Genomic DNA, 22,549 nt, shown 5'->3' with positions numbered 1-22,549 from the left:
CCCGCCATCATGAAGTTCTTCACCGCCTTTCTCGCCACCGAGACCAACACCTTCGCCGCCGCGCCGACCGGCTGGGGCTGCTTCCGGGAATACGGCATCTATCGTGGGGATGCCAGCACGCGCGACCCGCAGGGCTTCGGCCTCTACCCGCTGACCCTGCGCCGCTGGCTGGCCGAGCAGGGCCACGAGCTGGTCGAGAGCACGACCGCCTTTGCGATGCCGTTGGGCCGCACGGTGCGCGAGGTCTATGAAGGCCTGCGCGACGAGATCCTGGCCGATCTGCAGGCGGCCCATGCAGCGGGACCGCTGGACGGCGTGATCCTGGTGCTGCACGGCGCGATGGTGGCCGACGGCTATGACGATTGCGAGGGCGATCTGATCGAGCGGGCCCGCGCCATCGTCGGGCCTACCGTGCCCATCGGCGTGGAGCTGGACCTGCACTGCCACTACACCGCGCTGATGCAGCGCTCGGCCGACGTGATCGTGGCCTACAAGGAGTATCCGCACACCGATGCGCTGCCGCGCCTGCGCGAGGTGCTCGACATCGTGATCAAGACGGCGCAGGGCCGTGCCAAGCCCACCACCGCCGTTTTCGACTGCAAGATGGTGGGCCTGTGGCACACGACGCGCGAACCGATGGCCGGCTTTGTGCGGCGCATGCAGGCCGTCGAGCAGCAGCCCGGCGTGCTGTCGGTCTCGCTGGGCCATGGCTTCCCCTGGGCCGATGTGGTCGAGGGCGGCGCCAAGCTCTGGGTCACGACCGACAAGGATCCGGCGCTGGCGGCCGCATTGGCTGAGGAGCTGGGCCGCGAGTTCTGGTCGCTGCGCGAGCAGACCCGCACGCCGAACCTGAGCATCAGCGACGCGCTGGCACAGGCGCAAGCGGTGCAGGGCGGTCCCGTGGTGCTGGCCGATGTGGCCGACAACGCCGGCGGTGGCGCGATGAGCGATAGCAGCTTCATCCTGCGCGAGGTGCTGGCGCAGGGCATAGCCGATGTCGCGATCGGCGGCTTCTGGGATCTGGGCGCGGTGCAGATCTGCAGCGACGCCGGCGTCGGCGCGCACGTGGATCTGCGCCTGGGCGGCAAGGGTGGTCCGGCTTCCGGTGAACCGCTTGACCTGAGCGCGACAGTGATGGCGGTGGTCGAGGATTTCTACCAGCCGGGACTGAACGGTGCCGATGACCGCATGGCCCTGGGCCGCAGCGTCTGGGTGCGCCTGGCTAATGGCATCGACATCGCGCTGATCAGCAAGCGCAGCCAGGTGCTCGACCCCCAGCTCTTCACCGGCCTGGGCATAGTGCTCGGCAACAAGAAGCTGATCGTCGTCAAATCGGCCCAGCACTTCCATGCCCGGTTCGCGCCGCTGGCCAAGGCGGTCTTCTATGTCAGCTCGCCCGGCACGGTGAATACCGACTTCGCCAGCCTGCCTTACCGCGTGCGAAGCCTGGACTACTGGCCGCGGGTGGCCGACCCGCACTGGGTCGCGCCGGCGGCGCAGCCCCCGGGCCGGCTCTACGAGATCGACGGCCTGCGCCTGCATCTGCATCTGAGCGGCCCCGCACCCACCGACCCGCGCCAGCCCACCATCGTGATCGAATCGGGCGCCGGCACCGTCTCGCCGGTCTACGCGCGCCTGCAGCGGACCCTGGCCCGCAAGTACCCGGTCTGCAGCTATGACCGACCGGGCCTGGGCTGGAGCCAGCCCGATGCGCAGCCGCTGGACGCCGAGCGCAATGCGCGCCGCCTGCATGCGCTGCTGGACGCGGCCGGCGTGCGCGGCCCGCTGCTCTTCATCGGCCACTCGCTGGGCGGCCTCTTGATGCGCGTCTACACGGGCCTCTACCCCGAGCAGGTGGCTGGCCTGATGATGCTGGACGCCAGCCACCCGGACCAGTTCGCGCTCTACAACGAGGCGCCCACCGCGCAGATGGCCGCCGAGCGCGCGAAACGCGTCAAGCTGCGCGCCGGCGGCCCGCCGCCGCCGGAGTTCGCGATGATCGATGCGGTGTGTGCCGATATGCCCGAGGTCGCCGAGCAGGTGAAGTCCACCGTCACGCCCGAGGCGGTGGACGCGATGCTCTACGAGGTGCTGGGCTTGCAGCAGGTCGGGCGCCAGGCGGCGGCCGCGCCCGATCTGGGCGAGCGTCCGCTGATGGTGCTGTGGGCGCCGAAGCCGCCGGCGCCGACCGGCGTCGAAGGCCTGGACGCGGTCTACCAGCGCTGGCCGAGCTATCAGCAGGCGCATGCAGACCTGTCGACGCGCGGTCGCGTTCGCGAGTTGGCCGGGTCCGAGCACATGAGCATCGCGGTGCTGCCGCCCTTTGTTGCCCAGGTTGCCGAGGAGGTCGACGCGCTGATGGCGCAGATCGCCGAAGCCCGTTAAAGGAGCGCCCATGGCTGAACTGCATGAGCTGAGCGCCGAGGCGCAGTGCGCGGCGCTGCGGCGTCGCGAGATTTCTTCCACGGAGCTGGTCGCGCACTACCTGGCGCGCATTGAGCGCCATGGCGCGGCGCTCGGCGCCTTCGTGAATGTCTTCGCCGAGCAGGCGATGGACGCGGCGCGGCGGGCCGATTCGCAAGCTCCCTCGGGCCTGCTGCACGGCCTGCCGCTGCCGCTGAAAGACCTGCATCCGTCCGCCGGCCTGCCGACCTCGCTGGGCAGCGCGGCAATCGCCGGCTGGGTGCCCGAGCAGGACGGCGGCGTCGTCGGCCGGCTGCGCCAGGCCGGCATCATCGTGATCGGCAAGACCCATGCACCCGAGTTCGGCCCCTGCTGCTACACCGAGACGCAGCTGGCCTCACCGGCACTGAGCCCCTATGGCGAAGGACTGTCGGCCAGCGGATCGAGCGGGGGCGCGGCCGCTGCGGTGGCGGCCGGTCTGGCGCCCATGGCCCATGCCAGCGATGGCCTGGGCTCGACGCGCACGCCGGCCTCGAACTGCGGCCTGGTCGGCATCAAGCCCAGCCGCGGCCGCATCCCCTCGGTGCTGCCGGCCTGGTACCAGCTCGGCAGCGAAGGGCCGGTGGCCCGCACGGTTGGCGATGCAGCCCTGTTCCTTGATGCCGTCGGCCCCATCGGCCCTGGCGAGCTGTGGCGCCAGTCGCCCTGGGCACCCGATGCGCACCGCAAGGCCGCACGCACGCCGCCCCAAGGCCGTCTGCGCATCGGTTTGCTGACCGATCCCGGCAGCGACGAGACGACGGTCCATGCCGATTGTCTGCAGGCCTGCGCCGAGGCCGCCCGGGCACTGGAAGCGCTGGGGCACGAGATCGTGACCATGCAGCTGCCGCCGGCGCTGCGCATCTGGGCCTTGATGGAGCCGCTGTGCGATGTGATCGGCGTGAGCCTGAGCCTGCATGTGCAGGCCCAGGTGAGCGAGGAACGCCGCGCGGCGCTGATGCCTTACACACGCTGGTACATCGAGAACGCCGAGGCAACCACCGGCAAGCGCTATGCCCAATCGATGATGCGTCTGGCGGCTGCAGCCACCGCCTGGCTGAAATGGCAGTCCGGCGTCGATGTGCTGCTGACGCCCACCAGCAGCGCGCCGGCCCTGCCCAGCGGCGCGCTGCGCCTGGACGACGGCCGCGTATCGAGCGAGGCCATGCTGCGCTGGAGCGCCTTCACACCCTGGGCCAATCTGAGCGGCGCGCCGGCCATCAGCCTGCCGGTCCATCAGACCGCAGCGGGCCTGCCGGTCGGCGTGCAGCTGATGGCCATGCCCGGCCAGGACGAGCGCCTGCTGGGCCTGGCCGGCGCGCTGGAGCAGGTGTTTGCCTGGCAGCAGCGGCATCCGCCGGTCTGGACGGACTAGCAAGCTGGTCCGGGCGTCTTGCGCCGGGTCATATCGACGTGCTTCCACTGCATCGGCTGCGTCTTGTACTGACCCAGGGTCAACCCTGAAGCTGGCGTCTGCCTGTGGTGGCAGCGCGCCAATTGTGCAGAAATCGGCGTGGCTCGCGGCGCCCCGCATCAATACGGCCCGGCCACCGATTTCTAAGCTCGCACCTCATATTTCTACAAGCATGAGGAGACACGTGAGCAAGCCCTTCCGCACCCCGACCGCCATGGCCGCAGCGCTGCTGCTGGCCCACCTGAACACCCACGCCCAGGAGGCAGCCAAGGACGCCGACAAGACGCTGGAACGCGTCGTCGTCACCGGCTCCAATATCAAACGCACGCTGGCCGAGACCTCGCAGCCGCTGCAGCTGATCTCGCGCGACGAGATCAAGGCCTCGGGCGCGCTGACCGTCGGCGAGGTGCTGGGCAATCTCACCGGCAACGACCGCGGCGCGCTCAGCGACCTGGGCGGCGCCAACTCCTGGGCCAGCGGCGCCTCGGGCATCTCGCTGCGCAATCTGGGCCTGGGCGGCACGCTGACCCTGCTCAACGGCCGCCGCCTCTCCAGCTACGGCTTTGCCGACGGCCTGCAGCTGAACTTCACCAATATCGACGCGATCCCGGCCAATCTGATCGAGCGCGTCGAGATCCTGAAGGACGGCGCCTCGGCCATCTACGGCTCCGACGCCATCGGCGGCGTCATCAACATCATTACGAGCAAGGACTTCACTGGCGTCGCGCTGAACGCCAGCGCCCAGCAGTCGCTGCGCCGCAGCTTCCTGGCCCGCGACAAGTCCGGCTCCGTCACCGTCGGCCATGGCCATCTGGACAGCGAGGGCTACAACGTCTACGGCCACCTCGAGCTCTACCAGCGCGGCAGCTACAAGGACAGCGAGGTGCGCCCCCTGCTGCCCGGTTGGTACACCGACGAGAACCCCGGCCGCCTGCAGAAATCGTCCGGCTCCTTCCCGGGCAACTACAGCGGTATCGACCCGGCCACCGGCAAGACCTTCACGACGGCGGCCCCGGGCTGCGCGGCGGAGAGCCTGGTCGGCGGCGTCTGCCTCTACGACTACTGGAAGGGCAGCGACGCCCGCCCCGCCACCGAGCGCGTCACCGGCATGCTGGGCGGCCGCCTCAAGCTGGGCAGCGATCTGACGGCCTTTACCGAGCTGCAGTTCGCCGACATCAAGGCCAAGTACCACACCGCGGCACCGCGCAGCCAGGCCGCGGGTTTCACCCAGACCTGGTACGACTCGCTGAAGGGCGAGCTGCAGTCCTGGAGCTACCCGGCGCTGCCTGTGGGTCATCCGAACAACCCGTACAGCTTCCCGGTCACCCTGGCCTACCGCTTCGTCGACAACCCGGAGATGTTCAAGAACGTCGGCGCGTCGACCGATCACCGCTTTGTGCTGGGCATCGAAGGCATGTTCGCCGGCTGGGACATCAACACGGCGATCGGCACCATGGGCTCGCGCGCCACGCAGCGCCAGCGCCTCTACCTGGACCGCTTCGGCTATACCGAGGCCGTGCTCAGCGGCGAGTACAAGTTCGGCCAGACCAATCCGCAGTCGGTGCTGGACAAGATGTTCCCGGAGATGGGCTCGACCGGCCGCTACCGCCAGCGGTTCGCCGACTTCAAGGGCTCGCGCGAGATCGCCCAGCTGCCCGGCGGCCCGCTGATGCTGGCCGTGGGCGCCGAGCTGCGCCACGAGGAGTTCGTTCACCGCAGCATGGACAACATCCTGCAGGCGCGCATCGTCGGCTTCTCGGGCGTCGCCATCGAGGGTAAGCGCGATATGGCCGCGGTGTTCACCGAGCTGGCCTTGCCCATCACCAAGCAGCTGGAGGCCACGCTGGCGCTGCGCGGCGACAAGGTGTTCGATGGCTTCGGCGCCGTCACGCCCAAGGCCTCGCTGGTGTTCCGTCCGTTCCAGGCGCTGATGCTGCGCGGCACGGTGACTCAGGGCTTCCGCGCGCCCAGCCTGCCCGAGACCGGCAATGGCGGCGCCTCCTGGTTCAACAGCAGCATCGTCGATCCCAAGCGTTGCACCACCGCCCGCGCGCTGCGCGACGCGCTGAAGACCGGCAACGCGGCCGATCAGATCGAGGCCACGCTGGCCTTCAACGCGGGCTGCGCGGCCGGCTTCCCTTCGGCCGTCACGCCCAATCTCGATCTCAAGCCCGAACGCTCCAGCAACGCCACGCTGGGCATGGTGCTGCAACTGGCGTCCAACGTCAGTGCCTCGATCGACTACTACTCGATCAAGCGCCGCAACGAGATCGGCGTGCCCGACATCGCGCAGATCCTGGAGACCGAGGACCAGAGCCCGGGCCTGGTGCCGCGCGATCCCGTCTCGGCGCAGGACCAGCTCTGGTCGCAGCGCGCCAAGGAACTGACGGGCAAGGACATCGGCTTCGCCGCCGGCCCGATACGCACGATGCGCCTGCAGTACCGCAACCTCTACAAGACCAAGGTCAGCGGCTTCGACATCGATCTGCGCAGCAAGTGGAACCTGGGCGACTGGGGCAAGTTGGATGCCGGCCTGGAGGCCAATATCCAGTCCAAGCTGCTGTACTGGGACCTGAATGCGAACGCCTACCGCGTCAACCGCGTCGGCTACAACGGCGTGCCGCGCGAGCGCCTGGTGCTGAAGGCCAACTGGGCCCGCGGCGACTGGAAGCTGGGGACCCGCACCTACTTCAGCGGCTCCACCAAGCTGGCCTGGGACGAGAACGATGATGACTGGTACCAGGCCTCGGGCTGCGCCGAGCGCAAGGAGCCGGACAGCCATTGCCGTATCGCGTCCTGGACCAGCACCGACCTGTGGTTGCAGTACAGCGGCATCAAGCGCTGGACGCTGTCGGTCAATCTGTCCAATGCCTTCAACGAGCAGCCGGCCGTCTACCGCCGCGCCAGCAGCACGCTGCCCGGCCTGAACGAGCGCGTGCTGAAGCTCAGCGCCGAGGTGAAGTTCTGATGATGATCAAGCAAGCACGACTCCTTCTTGCGCTGCTAGCGGCCTTCGCCGCCGCGCCCCTGGTCCGCGCCGCACCGCCCGCCGACCTGCCCGATCCCTATCGCTGGCTGGAGGAGGTGGACGGCGAGCGCGCCCTCGGCTGGGTGCGCGGCCAGCAGCCGAGCCTGGCGCCGCTGCTGCAGGCGCCGGGCTTCTCCCGGCTGGAGGCCGCTCTGGCCGAGGTGATGGCCTCGCCGGCCAGGCTGGCGCCGGCCGAGCAGCTGGGGCCGCAGGTCTACAACTTCTGGCGCGATGCCGAGCACCCGCGCGGCCTCTGGCGCCGCAGCGCGCCCGAGGCCTATCTGCAGGGCCGGCCGCAATGGGAGACCGTGCTGGACCTCGACCAGCTCGCCAAGGCCGAGGGCGAGCGCTGGGTCTGGGCCGGCGCCAACTGCCTCGCGCCGCAGGCCAGGCGCTGCCTGGTCAGCCTCAGCCGCGGCGGCGGCGACGCCCATGTGCTGCGCGAGTACGACACGGTCGAGCGCCGCTTCGTGCCGGCCGCCGAGGGCGGCTTCGCGCTGCCGGAGGCCAAGGGCGGCGCGGGCTGGATCGATGCCGACACGCTGGGCGTCTACACCGACTTCGGCGCCGGCAGCCTGACCGCTTCCGGCTACCCGCGCCAGCTGAAGCTGTGGCGGCGCGGCAGCCCGCTGAGCGAGGCCAAGCTGCTGCTGGAAGGCGCCCGGGACGAGGTGGGCCTGTGGGCCTGGGGCGAGCGCCTGCAGGGTCGGCAGCAGTTCGTGCTGGAGCGCCGCACCAGCTTCTTCGCCGGCAAGCAGTACCTGCTGCGGGACGCTCAGCTGGTCGAGCTGCCCAAGCCCGACGATGCCCAGGCCCGGCTGTTCGGCACCATGGCGCTGATCGAGCTGCGCTCCGACTGGGAGCAGGGCGGCCGCCGCTATCCGGCCGGGGCCTTGATCGCGACGCCGCTGCAGGCCTGGCTGGACGGCAGCCCGCGCTTCAGCTTGCTGCACGACCCGGCCCGCGACGGGGCGTTGCAGAGCCTGACAGTTCTGCGGGACGCGCTGCTTGTCGTCGGCATGCGGGACGTGCGCCAGAGCCTGAGCGAATGGCGCCCCGCGGGCCGGCATTGGCAGCGCCGCGCCGTGCCCACCGGCCCGCTGGAAAGCCTCTGGATCGCCGCGCTGGCCGGCCAGAGTTCCAATCGCTACCTGCTGACGCGCAGCGGCTTCCTGGAGCCCGCGCGCCTGCAGGCCGCCGAGGTCGGCCGCACGACGCGGCAGACGCTGCAGCAGCTGCCCGCCTTCTTCGGCGCTGGCGGCCTGGAGGTGCGCCAGCTGCAGGCGCGCTCCGCCGATGGCACGCCCATTCCCTACTTCATCGTCGCGCCGCGCGGCCCCGCGCCCAAGCAGGGGCGACCCACGCTGCTCTATGGCTACGGCGGTTTCGAGATCTCGATGAAGCCCGGCTACAGCGGCATCCTGGGACGCGCCTGGCTGGCGCGCGGCGGCGTCTATGTGCTGGCCAATCTGCGCGGCGGCGGCGAGTTCGGCCCGCGCTGGCACCAGGCGGCGCAGCGCGAGCACCGCCAGCGCAGCTTCAGCGACTTCATCGCGGTGGCCGAGGATCTGCAGCGCCGCGGCATCACGCGGCCGGAGAAGCTGGGCATCATGGGCGGCAGCCTGGGCGGGCTGCTGACCTCGGTGGCGATGGTGCAGCGGCCCGAGCTGTTCGGCGCCGTCGTCAGCCAGGTGCCGCTGACCGATATGCGGCGTTATCACGAGATGCTGGCCGGCGCGTCCTGGATCGAGGAATACGGCAACCCCGACATCCCCGAGCAATGGGACTACATCGGCAAGTACTCGCCGTATCACAACGCCGCGCCCGGCAGGCGCTATCCGCCGGTGCTCTACACCAGCTCGACGCGTGACGACCGGGTGCATCCCGGCCATGCCCGCAAGATGGTGGCCCGGCTGCAGGAGCAGGGCCATGAGGTGCTGTACTGGGAGAACATCGAGGGCGGCCATGCCGGCGCTGCGACACCGGCGCAGCAGGCGCGGCTGTGGTCGCTCAGCTATGGCTTCCTGCAGCAGCGGCTGATGGGCGGGCTGGCGAACTGACGCGGCCGAGGTTGCGCGCCGAGCGGCAAGGCTCAGCGCGCGACGACACCCCAGGCGAAGGGGTCGTCGGCCTCGATCAGCAGGCGGCCTTCGCCCGAGAGATGAGCGCGTCCGGTGATGCGCGGCACGATGCGGCCCTGCTCGGTCGGCGCGTAGCTGCCCTCGAACAGACTGCCGATGACGCTCTCCATGCGAAAGACCTCGCCGGGCGCCAGCTTGCCGTCGGCCGCCAGGCAGGCGAGCTTGGCGGACAGCCCGGTGCCGCAAGGCGAGCGGTCGTAGGCCAGGCCGGGGCAGAGCACGAAGTTGCGCGCGTCGTGGGCCGGATCGAGGGGCGCGGCGTTCAGCTCGATATGGTCGATCTCGGCGCCGTCCGCGCCGCTGATGCCGGCGGCCGTCAGCGCCTCGCGCAGCGCGGCGGTGTAATGGGTCAGCTCGCGCCAATGGGCATAGTCCAACGGCAGCGGGCAGTCCCGGCTGATGAAGAACCAGTTGCCGCCCCAGGCCACGTCGCCGCGCACGGTGCCGTGTCCAGGTACCTCGACCTCGATGCCCGCCGCATGCCGGTAGCTCTCGACATTGGCAATGCTGACGCGGCCGTCGGCGTGCAGCTCGGCGGCGACGGTGCCGACCGGTGTGTCGATGGCATGCCGCCCCGGCTGGATGCGGCCCAGATGGGCCAGGGTGCGCACCAGGCCGATGGTGCCGTGGCCGCACATGCCGAGCACGCCGACATTGTTGAAGAAGATCACCGAGGCCACGGAACCGGGGTTCTCGGGCGGCAGCAGCAGCGCGCCGACCATGGTGTCCGAGCCGCGCGGCTCGCAGGCAATGGCGCCGCGCCAGCGGTCATGCTCGCGCACCAGCGCGGCGCGGCGCTCGGTCAGGCTGCCGCGGTCCAGGCCGGGCAGGGGAGACAGGACCACGCGCGTCGGTTCACCGCCGGTATGGGAGTCGATGTAGTCGATGTGTTGCATGCCGGCAGCATGGCGCGAAAGCCCGGCGCCATCTAGCCACGATCCGGCCATGCACATGCGGAAGTCGGCACAATAAATCCGGCCAGGAGTTCCTATAGTTGAGCCCATGAGCCAGCCCCTGCCCACCCAGGTCGATGCCGAGCAGCTGCAGTGCCTGATGGATACGCTGCCGGCCACCGTGTTCTTCATCAAGGACCTGAACGGCCGCTACACCCATGCCAACATGACCCTGGTGCGGCGCCTGGGGCTGTCGCGGCGCGAGGACGTGCTGGGGCGCACGCCGCTGGAGCTCTTCCCGCAGCGCCTGGGCGAAGCCTATGCCTCGCAGGACCGGCGCGTGCTGGCCGGCCAGTCCATCGCCAGCCAGCTGGAGGTGCATCTGTTTCCGAACCGCGCCTCCGGCTGGTGCCTGACCCACAAGAAGCCGCTGCAGGACCGGCCGGGCGGCGCGATCCTCGGCCTGATGGGCGTCTCGCATGATCTGCAGCAGCCTGACGGCCGCCACCCGGGTTTCGCGCGGCTGCGCCGCGTGCTCGACCATATGGAGACGCATTTCGGCGAGAGCGTGCGCATGCAGGCGCTGGCCAGCCTGGCGGGGCTGTCGCTGTCGCAACTCGAACGCCAGTTCCACCGCGTCTTCCACCTGACGCCGCAGCAGTGGCTGACGCGGCTGCGCATCGAGGCCGCGATGAGCCTGCTGCGCGGCGGCGACAGCATCGCCTCGATCGGCCTGGCCTGCGGCTTCAGCGACCAGAGCGCCTTCAGCCGCCAGTTCAAGGCCTCGGTCGGTGCGACCCCGCGGGACTACCGGCGCATCATGCTCGAGGCGCGCGCCTGAGTGTCATTCCGGTGCACACACCAGATGCGGAAATTGGCATAGCCGCGACGCGCCCCAAGCTCTAGCATCGTGAGAGCGCCGCGCGCTCATTCTCCCCACGTCCGCATCGGGCGCCCTGGCCGCGCCTGCGTGAATGCCCGGCTGCTGGCTTGCTGAGCCTTCACTCGCTTCGATCAACAAGGAACCCTCGATGAACGACCAGATCGGCCACCTCACGACCGCGCAAGCCCAGGCGCAGTTCGACACCCGCCGGCAAAGTCTCCCGGCGCGCCCGCCTGCCATCAGTGCCGCCGAGTATGCCGCGCGCCTGGCCAAGGCGCGTGTGCTGATGCAGGAGGCTGGCGTCGAAGCGCTGCTGGTCACGGCGGGGCAGTCGCTGCGCTATTTCACCGGTATCGGCTGGGGCGCCAGCGAGCGCCTTGTCGCGATGCTGCTGACCGCCGAGGACGAGCCGCTGCTGATCGCGCCGGCCTTCGAGGAGGGCTCGCTGGACGCGGTGCTGCGCATGCCGGCGGGCAAGCGGCTGTGGGAGGAGCACGAAGACCCGTACGCGCTGGTGGTGCGTGCGATGGCCGAGCGCGGCGCGCGCACGCTGGCGCTGGACCCCGAGGCTGCCTTGCGCATCAGCACCGGGCTGGGCCGCCACCTGGAGGTGGGACTCGTCGTCGACGCCCAGCCCATCATCGACGCTTGCCGCATGTGCAAGAGCGCCGCCGAACTGGCGCTGATGCAGCACGCCTGCGACATCACGCTGCAAGTCCACCGCCTGGCCGCCGGTATCGCGCGCGAAGGCCTTGGCACCGATGAGCTGCTGCGCTTCATCGACCAGGCGCACCGCGCGCTGGGTGCGGACGGCGGCTCCACCTTCTGCATCGTGCAGTTCGGTCATGCCACGGCCTATCCGCACGGTATCCCCGGCGTGCAGCATCTGCGCCGCGACGAGCTGGTGCTGATCGACACCGGCTGCAGCATCGAGGGCTACAACTCGGACGTGACGCGCACCTGGATCTTCGGCGAGGCGAACGAGGCGCAGCAGCGCATCTGGGCGCTGGAGCGGGCCGCCCAGCAAGCCGCCTTCGACGCGGTGCGCCCCGGCCTGCCTTGCGAGGCGGTGGACGCCGCCGCGCGCCGGGTGCTGGAGGCCGCCGGCCTCGGCCCCGACTACCGCCTGCCGGGGCTGCCACACCGTACCGGCCACGGCTGCGGCCTGTCCATCCACGAGGCCCCTTATCTCGTGCGCGGCAACCAGCAGCCGATGGCGCCGGGCCACTGCTGCAGCAACGAGCCGATGATCGTCGTGCCGGGACAGTTCGGCGTGCGGCTGGAGGACCACTTCTACGTGACGGAGCACGGCGCGCAGTGGTTCACGCCGCCATCGATCGCGATTGATCGGCCGTTCGCCGACTGAGGCGAAGCGCCCGTGTCGTCAGCCGGGGTGACGATGAGCTAAGCCGCAGGGCCTTCGCAGTCACCGCATCGGTGATGATGCCGTCCACCCCGTTGCCGATCAGCCGCAGCCGCGCGGTGGCCGAGCGCTGCGGCTTCGAGTTCGAGGGCGTGCTGCGGCGCGATGCCCTGTACCCGAACGGGGAGGCCCGGGATACGCGGGTGTAATCGAGGATTGGGTGAAGGGGGCGGGCAGACATCTCGGTCGGTAGCACAGATCAGTGGCCCTCCTTCTCGCCGTCCCGCGGGTCTGGCAGTCGCCTCGGCACTGACTCGGCGACTCGCCCGCTGCGGTATTGGGCGGGGCTGACGCCAAGCAGCCGGCTGAACGCGGTCGCGAAATGGCTGGGGCTGGAAAAACCGACCGCTGATGCAATGGCCGTGATGCTGGCGGAGGAACTCGTGAGCAAGTGCTGACCCCGGGCCAGCCGAAAGCGCAGGACGTACTGCCACGGTGTCGTACCGAAGCTGGTCTTGAAGCATTCCAGGAAGCGGGCCATGGACTGGCCGGTCACCGCTGCCAGCGCCTCCACGGTGATGGTGCCGCCGACATGTGCCTCGATGTAGTCGCTGAGAAGACCCTTCTGCCGGGCCGAGAAGGTCTGCGCGGACGGTCGGGGTGGCGCCGACGGCCCGGCGCAAAGCAGCACATCGGCCAGATGCAGGCGCAGCGTGTCCAGCAGGGCCTGCTGCATCATCAGGCCCATGTCGTCGGTCCGCTGCGCCAGCGACGCGAGCCGCAGGCTTGCCTGGTGCAAAAAGGCGTCGCGATGCCCGACTCTTGCTCGGGGTTCGCCCGCATTCGGAAGATCCGCCGGGATGTGGAATTCGACGAAGCTGACCTGGTCGCCCCGGGCCAGTGCGGCGTACTGGCAGCCGGCCGGGATGACCCAGCAGTCGCCGACGGCGGGCAGCATGTCGGTGGACGGTCCCACGGAAAAGACCGATTCCATCTGCTGCAACTGACCGGCCAGATGCACCACGACGGTGTGATGCGCCTCTCGGAAACACCAGTCGGTGGGCGCCTGGACATCCTCCGTGACCACATGGGCCGAAAAATCGGGCCGCAAGAGCTGCTGACGCGAGACCATGACGCGCGGTCTCTGCGCTCTCAGACCGTCCCACACTGCTTGTTCGGCCACAGGGCGCCCTTGAAAAAAGCTGGGTTGAATTTGAAAGTGTCAGAAGAATTGTGAAGGCGCGCCTCGACGCTTGTCCATAGCATTTGCCGTATCGATGGGCCTCGAATTCGGGGGTGAATGCAAATGACGACACTGATGATCAATGGCGCCGCCCGTGAAATCCAGGCGCCCGATGACCGACCTCTGCTGTGGGTGCTGCGCGAAGACCTGCAGCTCACCGGCTCCAAGTTCAGCTGCGGTGCGGCGCTGTGCGGCGCCTGCACCGTGTTTGTGGACGGCCAGCCGGTGCGCTCCTGCGTGACGCCGGCCGAAGCACTGACCGGCAAGTCGATCACGACGATAGAAGCGATCGGCGCAACGGCGATCGGCAAGCGTGTGCAGGAGGCCTGGGTGAGCCTGAGCGTCCCGCAGTGCGGCTACTGTCAATCGGGCCAGGTGATGGCGGCGGTGGCCCTGCTGACGTCTAACCCGAAGCCGACCGATGCCGATATCGACCAGGCCATGTCGGGCAATATCTGCCGTTGCGGCATGTATCCGCGCATGCGGGCTGCGGTGCACCAAGTTGCGGCACAGCTGGCGGGAGCAAAGCCATGAGCGCGGCCGCCACCACCGCCACCACGCGGCGCGGCTTTCTGCAACTCAGCGCGCTCGCCGGCGGCGGCCTGCTCGCCGGCTATGTGATGCCCGCTGCTATACCCGGCATGATGCGCAGCGCGAGCGCGCAGGCCGCCGCAACCGGCGCGCTGCAGCCCAACGCCTTCGTGCGCATCACGCCAGACAATATCGTCACCGTGATCGTCGGCCATACCGAGATGGGGCAGGGGGTGGCCACCGCGATCCCGATGCTGGTGGCCGAGGAGCTGGACGCCGACTGGAGCCGCGTGCGCTGGGAGCAGTCGCCGACCGATCCGGCCTATGCCAACCCCTTGCTGCACCAGCAACTCACCGGCGGCAGCGTCACGACGCCGGCGCAGTACGAGCCGCAGCGCCGTGCCGGCGCGGCGGTGCGCGCGGTGCTGATGCAGGCGGCGGCGCGGCGCTGGCAGGTGGAGCCCGCCTCGCTACGCACCGAGAACAGCCGGGTGATCCATGCCGCCAGCCAGCGCAGCGCCAGCTATGGCGAACTTGCCAGCGAGGCGGTCGGCATCGCGCCGCCGGCCGCGCCGGCGCTGAAGGATCCGAAGGACTTCAAGATCATCGGCAAGCCGGTGCGCCGGCTCGATGCCTGGCCCAAGGTGGACGGCTCGGCCAAGTTCGGCATGGATGTGCAGATCCCCGGCATGCTGACTGCCCTGATCGCGCGCCCGCCGCTGTTCGGCGGCAAGTTTGCCCGGTACGACGCGACGGCGACCCGGGCCGTCGCCGGGGTGGTCGGCGTCTACGAGGTGCCGGAGGGCATTGCGGTGGTCGCGAAAGACTTCTGGAGCGCCAAGCGCGGCCGCGATGCGCTGATGCTGTTCCAGGACCCCGTCGCCGGCGAACGCGTCTCGTCGAGCGACCAGCGGGCCATCTATCGGAACCTGATGGGTCAGGATGGCACGCCGGCACGCATCGACGGCGATGTCGCGCAGGCGCAGAAGACGGCCGCCAAGACTCTGAGCGCCGACTACCACTTTCCGTATCTGACCCATGCCACGATGGAGCCGCTGCATGCGGTGATCGACTACCGCGGCGCCGACCGGGCCGAGGTCTGGATGGGCACGCAATGGCCCGAGGGCGAGCAGAACGTCACGGCGGCGATCCTCGGGTTGAAGAAGGAGCAGGTGAAGGTCCACACCATGCTGACGGGCGGGGGCTTCGGCCGGCGCTCGTCGCTGGGCTTCGATGTCATCACCGCGGCGGCGCATGTCGCGAAGGCGCTCAAGCAACCGGTCAAGCTCATCTGGACCCGCGACCAGGACATCCAGGGCGGCTACTACCGCCCGGCCGCCTACTGCCGGATGAACGCCACACTGGATGCCAAGGGCCGGATTACCTCTTGGACTGACCGCATCGCGGTGCAGTCGATCGCGACCAGCACGGTGATGGAGGGCTTCATCGTTAAGAACGGCGTCGACCATCTTTCGGTCGAGGGGGCGGACAGCCTGCCTTATGCGATCCCGAACGTGAAGGTCGATCTGCACACGCCGCGCTACCAGGTGCCGGTGCTGTGGATGCGCTCGGTGGGGCACTCGTTCAATGCTTTTGCGGTCGAGTGCTTCCTCGATGAGGTGGCCGCTGCGGCCAAGCGGGACCCGTTGCAGCTGCGTCGCGAATTGCTCAAAGGCAAGCCGCGACACCTGGCGGTGCTCGATGCGGTCGCCAAGCTGGCGAACTGGTCCCGGCCACCCAAGGCCGGCGTACATCGAGGCATCGTCGTGCACGAGTCCTACAACAGCTATGTGGCCAATGTGGTCGAGGCCAGCGTCGGCGCCGGCAAGACGCTGGCCGTGCACCGCGTCTGCTGCGCGATCGACTGCGGCGTCGCAATCAACACCGATCTGGTCATTGCGCAGATGGAGTCGAGCATCGTGTTTGCCTTGTCGGCGGCGCTGTGGGGCGAGATCACGCTCGACAAGGGCGAGGTCGAACAGTCGAACTTTGACGACTACCCGGTGATGCGCATGTACCAGACGCCCAAGATCGAGGTGGTGGTCGTGCCCAGTTTCGAGAAACCGGGCGGGGTGGGGGAGCCGGGCGTGGCCGTCGTCGCTCCGGCGCTGGCCAATGCGATCTTCGCGGCCACCGGCGAGCCGGTGCGCTCGCTGCCGCTGAAGCACTCGTTCCGCATCGCCTGAGGACCCGGCCATGAACATCATCCGCAAACTCCTCGCTCCTCTGGCCCTGTGGTCGTTGCTGGCCCCGCTGGCCGCGCTGGCGCAGCAGCCCCAACCTCCTTCGCCAGAAAAACTCTTCGACCCGATTGCCAGTGTGCTGCAGCATCCGCGCTGCCTGAACTGCCATATGGCGGAGAAGCCGTTCCAGAAGGATGCCCAAGTGCCGCATGCGCAGATGATTGTGCGCGGCGCCGACGGCAAGGGCGCACCGACGATGCGCTGCGCCGCCTGCCATCAGGACAAGAACAGCGCCGACGGCAGGGTGCCCGGCGCCCCGCACTGGCACCTCGCGCCGACGTCGATGGCCTGGGAAGGCCTGAGCCGTGCGCAGCTCTGCCGCAGCATCAAGGACCCGGCCAAGAACGGCAATCGCCAGACCATGGCACAGGTGATCGATCACATGAAAGTCGATCCGCTGGTGCTGTGGGCCTGGAACCCCGGCGATGGCCGCAGCACGCCGAGCCTGAGCCATGCGGACTTCGTGAAGGCTTTGGAGACCTGGGCAGCGGCGGGCGGTGCTTGCTCAGCCGGTGCGAAGTAGCCAGACAGGGACGCTGCCATCGTGGAGCGCCTCCCGACCGAGGATTTGAGATGCATGTATTGATGGTGATAGTCGCCGGCTTGGTTTTGCTGGGGGTCTTCGTGCTGTTCGGCTGGCTCTGGGGCGCCAGCGCGGCGGGCATGGCGCTGGCCGCCAAGGCCTTTGTGCCGGTCTGGCTGGTGGTGGCTGGCGTCAATATGTGGGTCGGCGTCAGCCATGCGGGCTACACCGTGCGCCAGGAGTCACCAATCCTGCTGCTGGTCTTCGCCGTGCCGGCCGTGGCTGCCGGTATCGCAATCTGGCAGCTGACACGCGGCTGATCCGGCCTGCAGGGCATTGCGGGATCACCCCGCAGGCGAGAACCTGTCCACCGCATCGGTGATGATGCCGTCCACCCCATTGCCGATCAGCCACTCGGCCGAGGCGGGGTCGTTGACGGTGTAGACCAGGGCCTTCAGCCCGGCCGCATGCAGCTGCTCGACCAGGGCCTGGTTCATCAGCGCATAGTTCGTGATCACGGCGCGGCATTGCAGGCGCAGGGCTTGATCCAGCCAGCCATCCGACAGCTGGTCCAGCAGCAGGCCGCGAGGCAAGTCCGGCGCGGTCTCGCGGGCGCCGGCCAGGGCCTCGGGCTGGAAGGAGCTGAACAGCGGCAGCAGGCCCGAGCCGGCCCACAGGCGCAGCACCTCGCGACCGACGACCTGTCCGGTGACGAGTTCCTGGCCCGGCGTCGGCTTGATCTCGATGTTCAGCGCGAATCGGTTCGCGATGACATAGCGGGCCAGCGCGTCCAGGCTGGGAATCGGCTCGCCCGCATAGGCGCGGCTGTGCCAGGCGCCGGCATCGATGCGCGCGAGCTCGGCCCAGCCGCGTTCACCGGCCACACCGCGCTCGGGCGTGGTGCGGTTCAGCGTCGCGTCATGCAGCAGGAAGGGGATGCCGTCGGCGCTCAGCTTCACATCGCACTCGAAGGCGCGATAGCCATGCCGTGCACCCTCGCGGAAGGCGGCCAGCGTGTTCTCCGGTGCGAGCTTGCCGGCGCCGCGATGGGCGATCCAGAACGGCATCGGCCAGGAGGCGCTCATGACTCAGCTCCCGACGCGCTTTTGCGTCTGCGCGTCGAACCAGTGCAGCTGCTTGTCGCTGAGCTCCAGCATCAGCATGTCGCCGACGGCCGGCGGCACCAGGGTGCCGTCGATGCGCAGGGTGAACTGCTCGCTGCCCAGCCGTCCATAGACCAGGCGCTCGGCGCCCAGCATCTCGATCATCTCGACCTTCAGGGGCCAGCCGCTGCTGGCATTCCAGTGGTCCAGATGCTCGGGGCGCAGGCCCAGGATCAGCTCGCCATCGCGCGGCGCGGGGGCCGGCAGGGCCAGGGTGATGCCGCCGACCGTGAAGCTGTTGCCCTTGGCCTGGCCCTTCAGCAGATTCATAGGCGGCGAGCCGATGAAGCTGGCGACGAAGGTGGTGGCGGGGCGCTGGTAGACCTCCTCGGGTGTGCCGATCTGCTCCATATGGCCGCTGTTCATCACGATCATGCGCTGTGCCAGGGTCATGGCCTCGACCTGGTCGTGGGTCACGAACAGCGAGGTCACGCCCAGCTCGCGGTGCAGCTTCTGAATCTCCAGACGGGTCTGGGCGCGCAGCTTGGCGTCCAGATTCGACAGCGGCTCGTCGAACAGAAAGACCTGCGGGTTGCGCACGATGGCACGGCCCATCGCGACGCGCTGACGCTGGCCGCCGGACAAGGCGCGCGGCGTGCGGTCCAGCAGATGGCCCAGCTCGAGGATCTTGGCGGCCTTGTCGACGCGGGTCTTGATCTCGGCTATCGGCACCTTCTTGATCTTCAGGCCGTAAGCCATGTTCTCGAACACGCTCATATGCGGGTAGAGCGCGTAGTTCTGGAACACCATCGCGATATCGCGCTCGGCCGGCTCGATGTCGTTGACCACGCGCGGGCCGATGGCGATCTCGCCGCCGGAGATCTCCTCCAGCCCCGCCACCATGCGCAGCAAGGTGCTCTTGCCGCAGCCCGAGGGGCCGACGATGACGATGAACTCGCCATCCTTGATCTCGGCGTTGACGCCGTGGATGACCTGATTGGCCTTGGGGCCGTGGCCATAACGCTTGACCACATTGCGAAGGGAAATGCTTGCCATCTTGTTCTCTAGTCAGTTGGGGACAGAGCTTGCCGCCACGCGGCGGCGGTCTGTACCACAAGTCCATTATTTTTCCGTGTCAACCAGGCCCTTGACGAACCACTTCTGCATCAGCATCACGACCAGCGCCGGCGGGATCATCGCCAGCAGCGCGGTAGCCATCACAACGTTCCACTCGGTGTAGGACTCGCCGGCAACCAGGCGCTTGATACCCATCACGACCGGGTACATATCTTCCTGGGTCGTCACCAGCAGCGGCCACAGATACTGGTTCCAGCCGTAGATGAACTGGATCACGAAGAGCGCAGCGATGCTGGTGCGCGATAGCGGCAGCAGCACATCCTTGAAGAAGCGCATCGGGCCTGCGCCGTCCATGCGCGCAGCCTCCACCAACTCGTCCGGCACCGTCATGAAGAACTGCCGGAACAGGAAGGTGGCAGTGGCCGAGGCGATCAGCGGCACGGTCAGCCCGGCATAGCTATTGAGCATGCCCAGATCGGAGACGACCTGGTAGGTCGGACCGATGCGCACCTCGACCGGCAGCATCAGCGTGATGAAGATGGCCCAGAAGAAGAACTGCTTGAAGGGGAAGCGGAAGTAGACGATGGCAAAGGCCGACAGCAGCGAAATGGCGATCTTGCCGATGGAGATCACCAAGGCGCTGATCAGGCTGACCTTCAGCATCGGCAAAGCCGCCGGAATCGTGCTGCCGGCGCTGGTCTTGCCGCCGAAAAGCGCGAGCTTCCAGGTCTCCAGCGAATGGTCGCCGGGCAGCAGCGAGAGGGGGCGGCTCTGCGCGATCTGCTCGGAGCTCTGGGTCGAGGCCACAAAGGTCAGGTAGACCGGGAAGGCCACGATCAGCACGCCGAGTATCAGCGTCAGATGGGCCAGCAGAGTCAGGGCGGGACGTTTTTCGACCATATCAGTACTGCACTTTCTTCTCGACAAAACGGAACTGCAGCACGGTGAGCGCGATCACCACCACCATCAGCACCACCGATTGCGCGGCCGAGCCGCCCAGGTCCATGGCCTTGAAGCCATCGTAGTAGACCTTGTAGACCAGGATGGACGTGTCCTTGCCGGGACCACCATGGGTGGTCGCGTCGACGATGGCGAAGGTGTCGAAGAAGGCGTAGACAACGTTGATCACCAGCAGGAAGAAGGTGGTCGGCGAGAGCAGCGGGAACACAATCGTCCAGAAGCGCCGCCAGGGGCTGGCACCATCGATGGCCGCCGCCTCGATCAGCGATTTCGGGATCGACTGCAGGCCAGCGAGGAAGAACAGGAAGTTGTAGGAGATCTGCTTCCAGACCGCGGCGACCACGATCAGCGTCATGGCATGGTTGCCGTTGAGCAGATGGTTCCAGTCCATGCCGGCGGCTTGCAGCATGTAGGAGACCACACCGATTGACGGCGCGAACATGAACAGCCACAGCACGCCCGCGACCGCCGGCGCCACGGCATAGGGCCAGATCAGCAGCGTCTTGTAGGCCATCGCGCCCTTGATCACGCGATCAGCCATCACGGCCAGAAGCAGCGCGATGGCCAGACCACAGACGGCTACCAGCGCGGAGAAAAGGGCGGTGATCTTGAATGAGGCCAGATAGCTCTCGTCACTGAAGAGCTGGCGGAAGTTCTGCAGTCCTACCCATTCGGTGGACATGCCGAAGGCATCTTGCTGCTGCAGCGATTGCAGCAGTGCCTGGCCTGCGGGCCAGAAAAAGAACACGGTGATGACGATGAACTGAGGCGCGATCAGCACCCAGGGCAGCCATCCCGATTTGAAAAGCACGCGTTTCTCTACGGACATTGGTGTCCCTTCCCAAAAACATCATCCCGCCGCCCCGGTCAGGCCAGGGCGGCGGGTCGTTTTTTCTCAGCCCAGGGGCTTACTTATTGGCTTTCTGGAAGCGCTCCAGCTGCTCGTTGCCGCGCTTGACCGCAGCGTCCAGGCCTTCCTTGGCGCTCTTCTTGCCGCCCCAGACCTGTTCCATTTCCTCGTCGATGATGGTGCGAATTTGGACGAAGTTACCCAGGCGAATGCCGCGCGACTTGTCGGTGGTCTTGCGAATCATCTGCTCGACCGACACATCGGTGCCAGGGTTGGCCTTGTAGAAGCCACTCTTCTCGGTCATGTCGTAGGAGGCCTTGGTCAGCGGCAGGTAACCGGTGCGCTGATGGCTCTTGGCTGCCTCCTCGGGCTTGGAGAGGAAGGCGAAGAACTGGGCCACGCCCTTGTACTCCTCGGCCTTCTTGCCCGACATCACCCACAGGCTGGCGCCGCCGATCACGGTGTTTTGCGGCGCGCCGGCCACATCGTGGTAATAGGGCAGGCTGGAGATGCCGAAGGCGAACTTGGCATTGCGCTTGGTATTGCCGTACAGCGCCGAGGAACCGGTGGTCATCGCGCACTCGCCCGACACATAGGTCGCGTCGGCCGCATTGCCGCGGCCCTTATAGACGAACAGGCCTTGCTTTGCCATATTGGCCATATTCTCGATATGGCGCACATGCAGCGGCGAGTTGAAAGTCAGGCGCGTGTCTACGCCACCGAAGCCATTGCCCTTGGTCGCGAACTCGACGTTATGCCAGGCCGAGAAGCTCTCCAGCTGGGTCCAGCTCTGCCAGCTGGTGGTGAACGGGCACTTGTGGCCGCTGGCCTTGAGCTTGGCAGCCACCAGGGCCACTTCGGACCAGGTCTTGGGCGGCTGGTCGGGGTTCACGCCGGCGGCCTTCAGAGCGTCCTTGTTGTAGTGCAGCACGGTGGTCGAGCTGTTGAAGGGGAAGCTCAGCATCTGGCCGTTGGGGGCCGTGTAGTAGCCAGCCACGGCAGGCACATAGGCGCCCGGATCGAAGCTGACGCCGGCCTTCTTCATCACTTCGCCCACCGGCACGACGGCGCCCTTGCTGGCCATCATCGTGGCCGTGCCGACCTCGAAGACCTGCAGGATGTGCGGCGCATTGCCGGCGCGGAAGGCGGCGATCGCGGCCGTCATCGACTCGTCATAGCTGCCCTTGAAGGTGGGCACGATCTTGTAGTCTTTTTGGCTGGCGTTGAAGTCCTTGGCGAGGTCATTGACCCAGTCGCCCAGGGCGCCGCCCATGGAATGCCACCACTGGACTTCGGTTTGTGCCTGGGCGCTGGACGCGATGCCGGCGGCCAGCAGCGCGGCGACGAGGTGTTGTGCTTTCATTGTCTTGGATGCTCCGTTATTTGACAGGGCTGGTGTGGATCATCTGGATCACAGCATGAGCCAATAAGCTTATGTGTCAATTGTGACATCCGTGTTGTGACATGCTCATTGCGTGCGGGCAATAGGGCCTGGCCCGGATGTGGTGCCCGATGCGCCTGAACACGGCGCCGGCGTTGTAATTTGGTGCGCTGTCATTGGTGTGCGCGCCACAGCCGCCTGCCCAATCCGCCCCAAACAGGTCTGCCCGGCAGGGGCTCTCGGCCGTGCGCAGGGCGGGCATGTTGCACTGCGGTAGGATCACGGACCCGACGCGAGTGGGGTTGGCTGCCGGTGTCATGCCGGTGTGCGCACCTGATGAGGCTGCCGCCCGCATCCCCGCCAGCAGGTCACAAGCCCGGCGCGTCGATGCAGATCGAACGAGAGATTTCCAGCTTTCGCCGGGTGTTCCGTCTTGACCGGCTGCCCGGCCAACCAAGGGTGCGCAAGCGCCTG

At 67.9% G+C, this 22,549-nt stretch carries 18 protein-coding genes and 1 pseudogene; 12 read left to right on the top strand and 7 right to left on the bottom strand.

Annotated features, from left to right (window positions below):
- Positions 1–9: 9 nt before the first annotated feature.
- The 5 genes and pseudogenes from PO768_RS04405 to PO768_RS04385 all read left to right on the top strand — a co-directional run.
- Positions 10–1,470, top strand: a pseudogene (locus PO768_RS04405) (M81 family metallopeptidase); the annotation flags it as partial.
- The gene (locus PO768_RS04400) at positions 1,465–2,385 is read left to right on the top strand and encodes an alpha/beta fold hydrolase (RefSeq protein ID WP_442953173.1); all 921 of its coding nucleotides are present in this window, start codon (positions 1,465–1,467) and stop codon (positions 2,383–2,385) included. The pseudogene PO768_RS04405 and the gene PO768_RS04400, both read left to right, overlap by 6 nt.
- A 10-nt stretch (positions 2,386–2,395) precedes the next feature.
- Positions 2,396–3,817 carry an amidase gene (locus PO768_RS04395; protein ID WP_272645068.1) on the top strand — a complete coding sequence of 474 codons (1,422 nt, stop codon included), beginning with the start codon at positions 2,396–2,398 and terminating at the stop codon, positions 3,815–3,817.
- Positions 3,818–4,040: 223 nt separating this feature from the next.
- A complete protein-coding gene (locus PO768_RS04390) occupies positions 4,041–6,824 on the top strand; it encodes a TonB-dependent receptor plug domain-containing protein (RefSeq protein WP_272645067.1) in 2,784 nt (927 codons plus the stop codon).
- On the top strand, positions 6,824–8,944 hold the full coding sequence (locus tag PO768_RS04385; protein ID WP_272645066.1) for a prolyl oligopeptidase family serine peptidase: 2,121 nt from the start codon (positions 6,824–6,826) through the stop codon (positions 8,942–8,944). The genes PO768_RS04390 and PO768_RS04385 overlap by 1 nt, the downstream gene beginning before the upstream one ends.
- A gap of 32 nt (positions 8,945–8,976) precedes the next feature.
- Here the strand turns inward: PO768_RS04385 and PO768_RS04380 are convergent, their stop codons facing one another.
- Positions 8,977–9,921, bottom strand: a complete 945-nt coding sequence (locus PO768_RS04380) for a 4-hydroxyproline epimerase (RefSeq protein WP_272645065.1) — start codon at positions 9,919–9,921, stop codon at positions 8,977–8,979.
- Positions 9,922–10,027: 106 nt separating this feature from the next.
- On the opposite strand from PO768_RS04380, the gene PO768_RS04375 reads away from it, so the two are divergent.
- The 3 genes from PO768_RS04375 to PO768_RS04365 all read left to right on the top strand — a co-directional run bounded on the left by PO768_RS04375 (position 10,028) and on the right by PO768_RS04365 (position 12,373).
- Positions 10,028–10,759 (top strand): AraC family transcriptional regulator, encoded by a 732-nt coding sequence (locus PO768_RS04375; protein ID WP_272645064.1) that lies wholly within the window; start codon positions 10,028–10,030, stop codon positions 10,757–10,759.
- A gap of 190 nt (positions 10,760–10,949) precedes the next feature.
- The gene (locus PO768_RS04370; RefSeq protein WP_272645063.1) at positions 10,950–12,167 is read left to right on the top strand and encodes a M24 family metallopeptidase; all 1,218 of its coding nucleotides are present in this window, start codon (positions 10,950–10,952) and stop codon (positions 12,165–12,167) included.
- A 74-nt stretch (positions 12,168–12,241) separates the two neighbouring features.
- Positions 12,242–12,373, top strand: a complete 132-nt coding sequence (locus PO768_RS04365) for a GNAT family N-acetyltransferase (RefSeq protein ID WP_272645062.1) — start codon at positions 12,242–12,244, stop codon at positions 12,371–12,373.
- A gap of 50 nt (positions 12,374–12,423) precedes the next feature.
- Here the strand turns inward: PO768_RS04365 and PO768_RS04360 are convergent, their stop codons facing one another.
- Complete coding sequence (locus tag PO768_RS04360; RefSeq protein ID WP_272645061.1) at positions 12,424–13,347, bottom strand: AraC family transcriptional regulator; 924 nt, start codon at positions 13,345–13,347, stop codon at positions 12,424–12,426.
- Positions 13,348–13,470: 123 nt separating this feature from the next.
- On the opposite strand from PO768_RS04360, the gene PO768_RS04355 reads away from it, so the two are divergent.
- The 4 genes from PO768_RS04355 to PO768_RS04340 are packed head-to-tail and all read left to right on the top strand — an operon-like array spanning position 13,471 to position 17,024.
- Complete coding sequence (locus PO768_RS04355; RefSeq protein WP_272645081.1) at positions 13,471–13,941, top strand: (2Fe-2S)-binding protein; 471 nt, start codon at positions 13,471–13,473, stop codon at positions 13,939–13,941.
- Entirely contained in the window at positions 13,938–16,124 is a 2,187-nt protein-coding gene (locus PO768_RS04350; protein WP_272645060.1) for a xanthine dehydrogenase family protein molybdopterin-binding subunit, read from the top strand. The genes PO768_RS04355 and PO768_RS04350 overlap by 4 nt, the downstream gene beginning before the upstream one ends.
- A 10-nt stretch (positions 16,125–16,134) precedes the next feature.
- Positions 16,135–16,704: a hypothetical protein gene (locus PO768_RS04345; RefSeq protein WP_272645059.1), complete on the top strand. Its 570-nt coding sequence runs from the start codon at positions 16,135–16,137 to the stop codon at positions 16,702–16,704.
- A 50-nt stretch (positions 16,705–16,754) separates the two neighbouring features.
- The gene (locus PO768_RS04340; protein ID WP_272645058.1) at positions 16,755–17,024 is read left to right on the top strand and encodes a hypothetical protein; all 270 of its coding nucleotides are present in this window, start codon (positions 16,755–16,757) and stop codon (positions 17,022–17,024) included.
- 24 nt (positions 17,025–17,048) lie between these two features.
- Here the strand turns inward: PO768_RS04340 and ugpQ are convergent, their stop codons facing one another.
- The 5 genes from ugpQ to ugpB all read right to left on the bottom strand — a co-directional run bounded on the left by ugpQ (position 17,049) and on the right by ugpB (position 22,057).
- The gene (gene ugpQ / locus PO768_RS04335) at positions 17,049–17,789 is read right to left on the bottom strand and encodes a glycerophosphodiester phosphodiesterase (protein ID WP_272645057.1); all 741 of its coding nucleotides are present in this window, start codon (positions 17,787–17,789) and stop codon (positions 17,049–17,051) included.
- 3 nt (positions 17,790–17,792) lie between these two features.
- Positions 17,793–18,863: a sn-glycerol-3-phosphate import ATP-binding protein UgpC gene (locus PO768_RS04330; RefSeq protein ID WP_272645056.1), complete on the bottom strand. Its 1,071-nt coding sequence runs from the start codon at positions 18,861–18,863 to the stop codon at positions 17,793–17,795.
- Positions 18,864–18,929: 66 nt separating this feature from the next.
- A complete protein-coding gene (gene ugpE / locus PO768_RS04325; protein ID WP_272645055.1) occupies positions 18,930–19,784 on the bottom strand; it encodes a sn-glycerol-3-phosphate ABC transporter permease UgpE in 855 nt (284 codons plus the stop codon).
- Position 19,785: 1 nt separating this feature from the next.
- On the bottom strand, positions 19,786–20,673 hold the full coding sequence (gene ugpA, locus PO768_RS04320) for a sn-glycerol-3-phosphate ABC transporter permease UgpA (protein ID WP_272645054.1): 888 nt from the start codon (positions 20,671–20,673) through the stop codon (positions 19,786–19,788).
- 79 nt (positions 20,674–20,752) lie between these two features.
- Complete coding sequence (gene ugpB, locus PO768_RS04315) at positions 20,753–22,057, bottom strand: sn-glycerol-3-phosphate ABC transporter substrate-binding protein UgpB (protein ID WP_272645053.1); 1,305 nt, start codon at positions 22,055–22,057, stop codon at positions 20,753–20,755.
- Positions 22,058–22,549 lie beyond the last annotated feature (492 nt).

The organism is Paucibacter sp. XJ19-41 (genome assembly GCF_028462495.1).
Lineage (GTDB): Bacteria > Pseudomonadota > Gammaproteobacteria > Burkholderiales > Burkholderiaceae_C > Roseateles_E.
Note: the sequence above shows the minus strand (reverse complement) of the source record. Positions and strands in the feature narration are given on the sequence as shown.

Bases quoted from the DNA above. Each gene is read 5' to 3' on its own strand.
- PO768_RS04395 (WP_272645068.1), top strand. From the start codon at position 2,396: ATGGCTGAACTGCATGAGCTGAGCGCCGAGGCGCAGTGCGCGGCGCTG.
- PO768_RS04385 (WP_272645066.1), top strand. From the start codon at position 6,824: ATGATGATCAAGCAAGCACGACTCCTTCTTGCGCTGCTAGCGGCCTTC.
- PO768_RS04380 (WP_272645065.1), bottom strand. From the start codon at position 9,921: ATGCAACACATCGACTACATCGACTCCCATACCGGCGGTGAACCGACG.
- PO768_RS04375 (WP_272645064.1), top strand. From the start codon at position 10,028: ATGAGCCAGCCCCTGCCCACCCAGGTCGATGCCGAGCAGCTGCAGTGC.
- PO768_RS04370 (WP_272645063.1), top strand. From the start codon at position 10,950: ATGAACGACCAGATCGGCCACCTCACGACCGCGCAAGCCCAGGCGCAG.
- PO768_RS04365 (WP_272645062.1), top strand. From the start codon at position 12,242: ATGATGCCGTCCACCCCGTTGCCGATCAGCCGCAGCCGCGCGGTGGCC.
- PO768_RS04355 (WP_272645081.1), top strand. From the start codon at position 13,471: ATGACGACACTGATGATCAATGGCGCCGCCCGTGAAATCCAGGCGCCC.
- PO768_RS04350 (WP_272645060.1), top strand. From the start codon at position 13,938: ATGAGCGCGGCCGCCACCACCGCCACCACGCGGCGCGGCTTTCTGCAA.
- PO768_RS04345 (WP_272645059.1), top strand. From the start codon at position 16,135: ATGAACATCATCCGCAAACTCCTCGCTCCTCTGGCCCTGTGGTCGTTG.
- PO768_RS04340 (WP_272645058.1), top strand. From the start codon at position 16,755: ATGCATGTATTGATGGTGATAGTCGCCGGCTTGGTTTTGCTGGGGGTC.
- ugpQ (WP_272645057.1), bottom strand. From the start codon at position 17,789: ATGAGCGCCTCCTGGCCGATGCCGTTCTGGATCGCCCATCGCGGCGCC.
- PO768_RS04330 (WP_272645056.1), bottom strand. From the start codon at position 18,863: ATGGCAAGCATTTCCCTTCGCAATGTGGTCAAGCGTTATGGCCACGGC.
- ugpE (WP_272645055.1), bottom strand. From the start codon at position 19,784: ATGGTCGAAAAACGTCCCGCCCTGACTCTGCTGGCCCATCTGACGCTG.
- ugpA (WP_272645054.1), bottom strand. From the start codon at position 20,673: ATGTCCGTAGAGAAACGCGTGCTTTTCAAATCGGGATGGCTGCCCTGG.
- ugpB (WP_272645053.1), bottom strand. From the start codon at position 22,057: ATGAAAGCACAACACCTCGTCGCCGCGCTGCTGGCCGCCGGCATCGCG.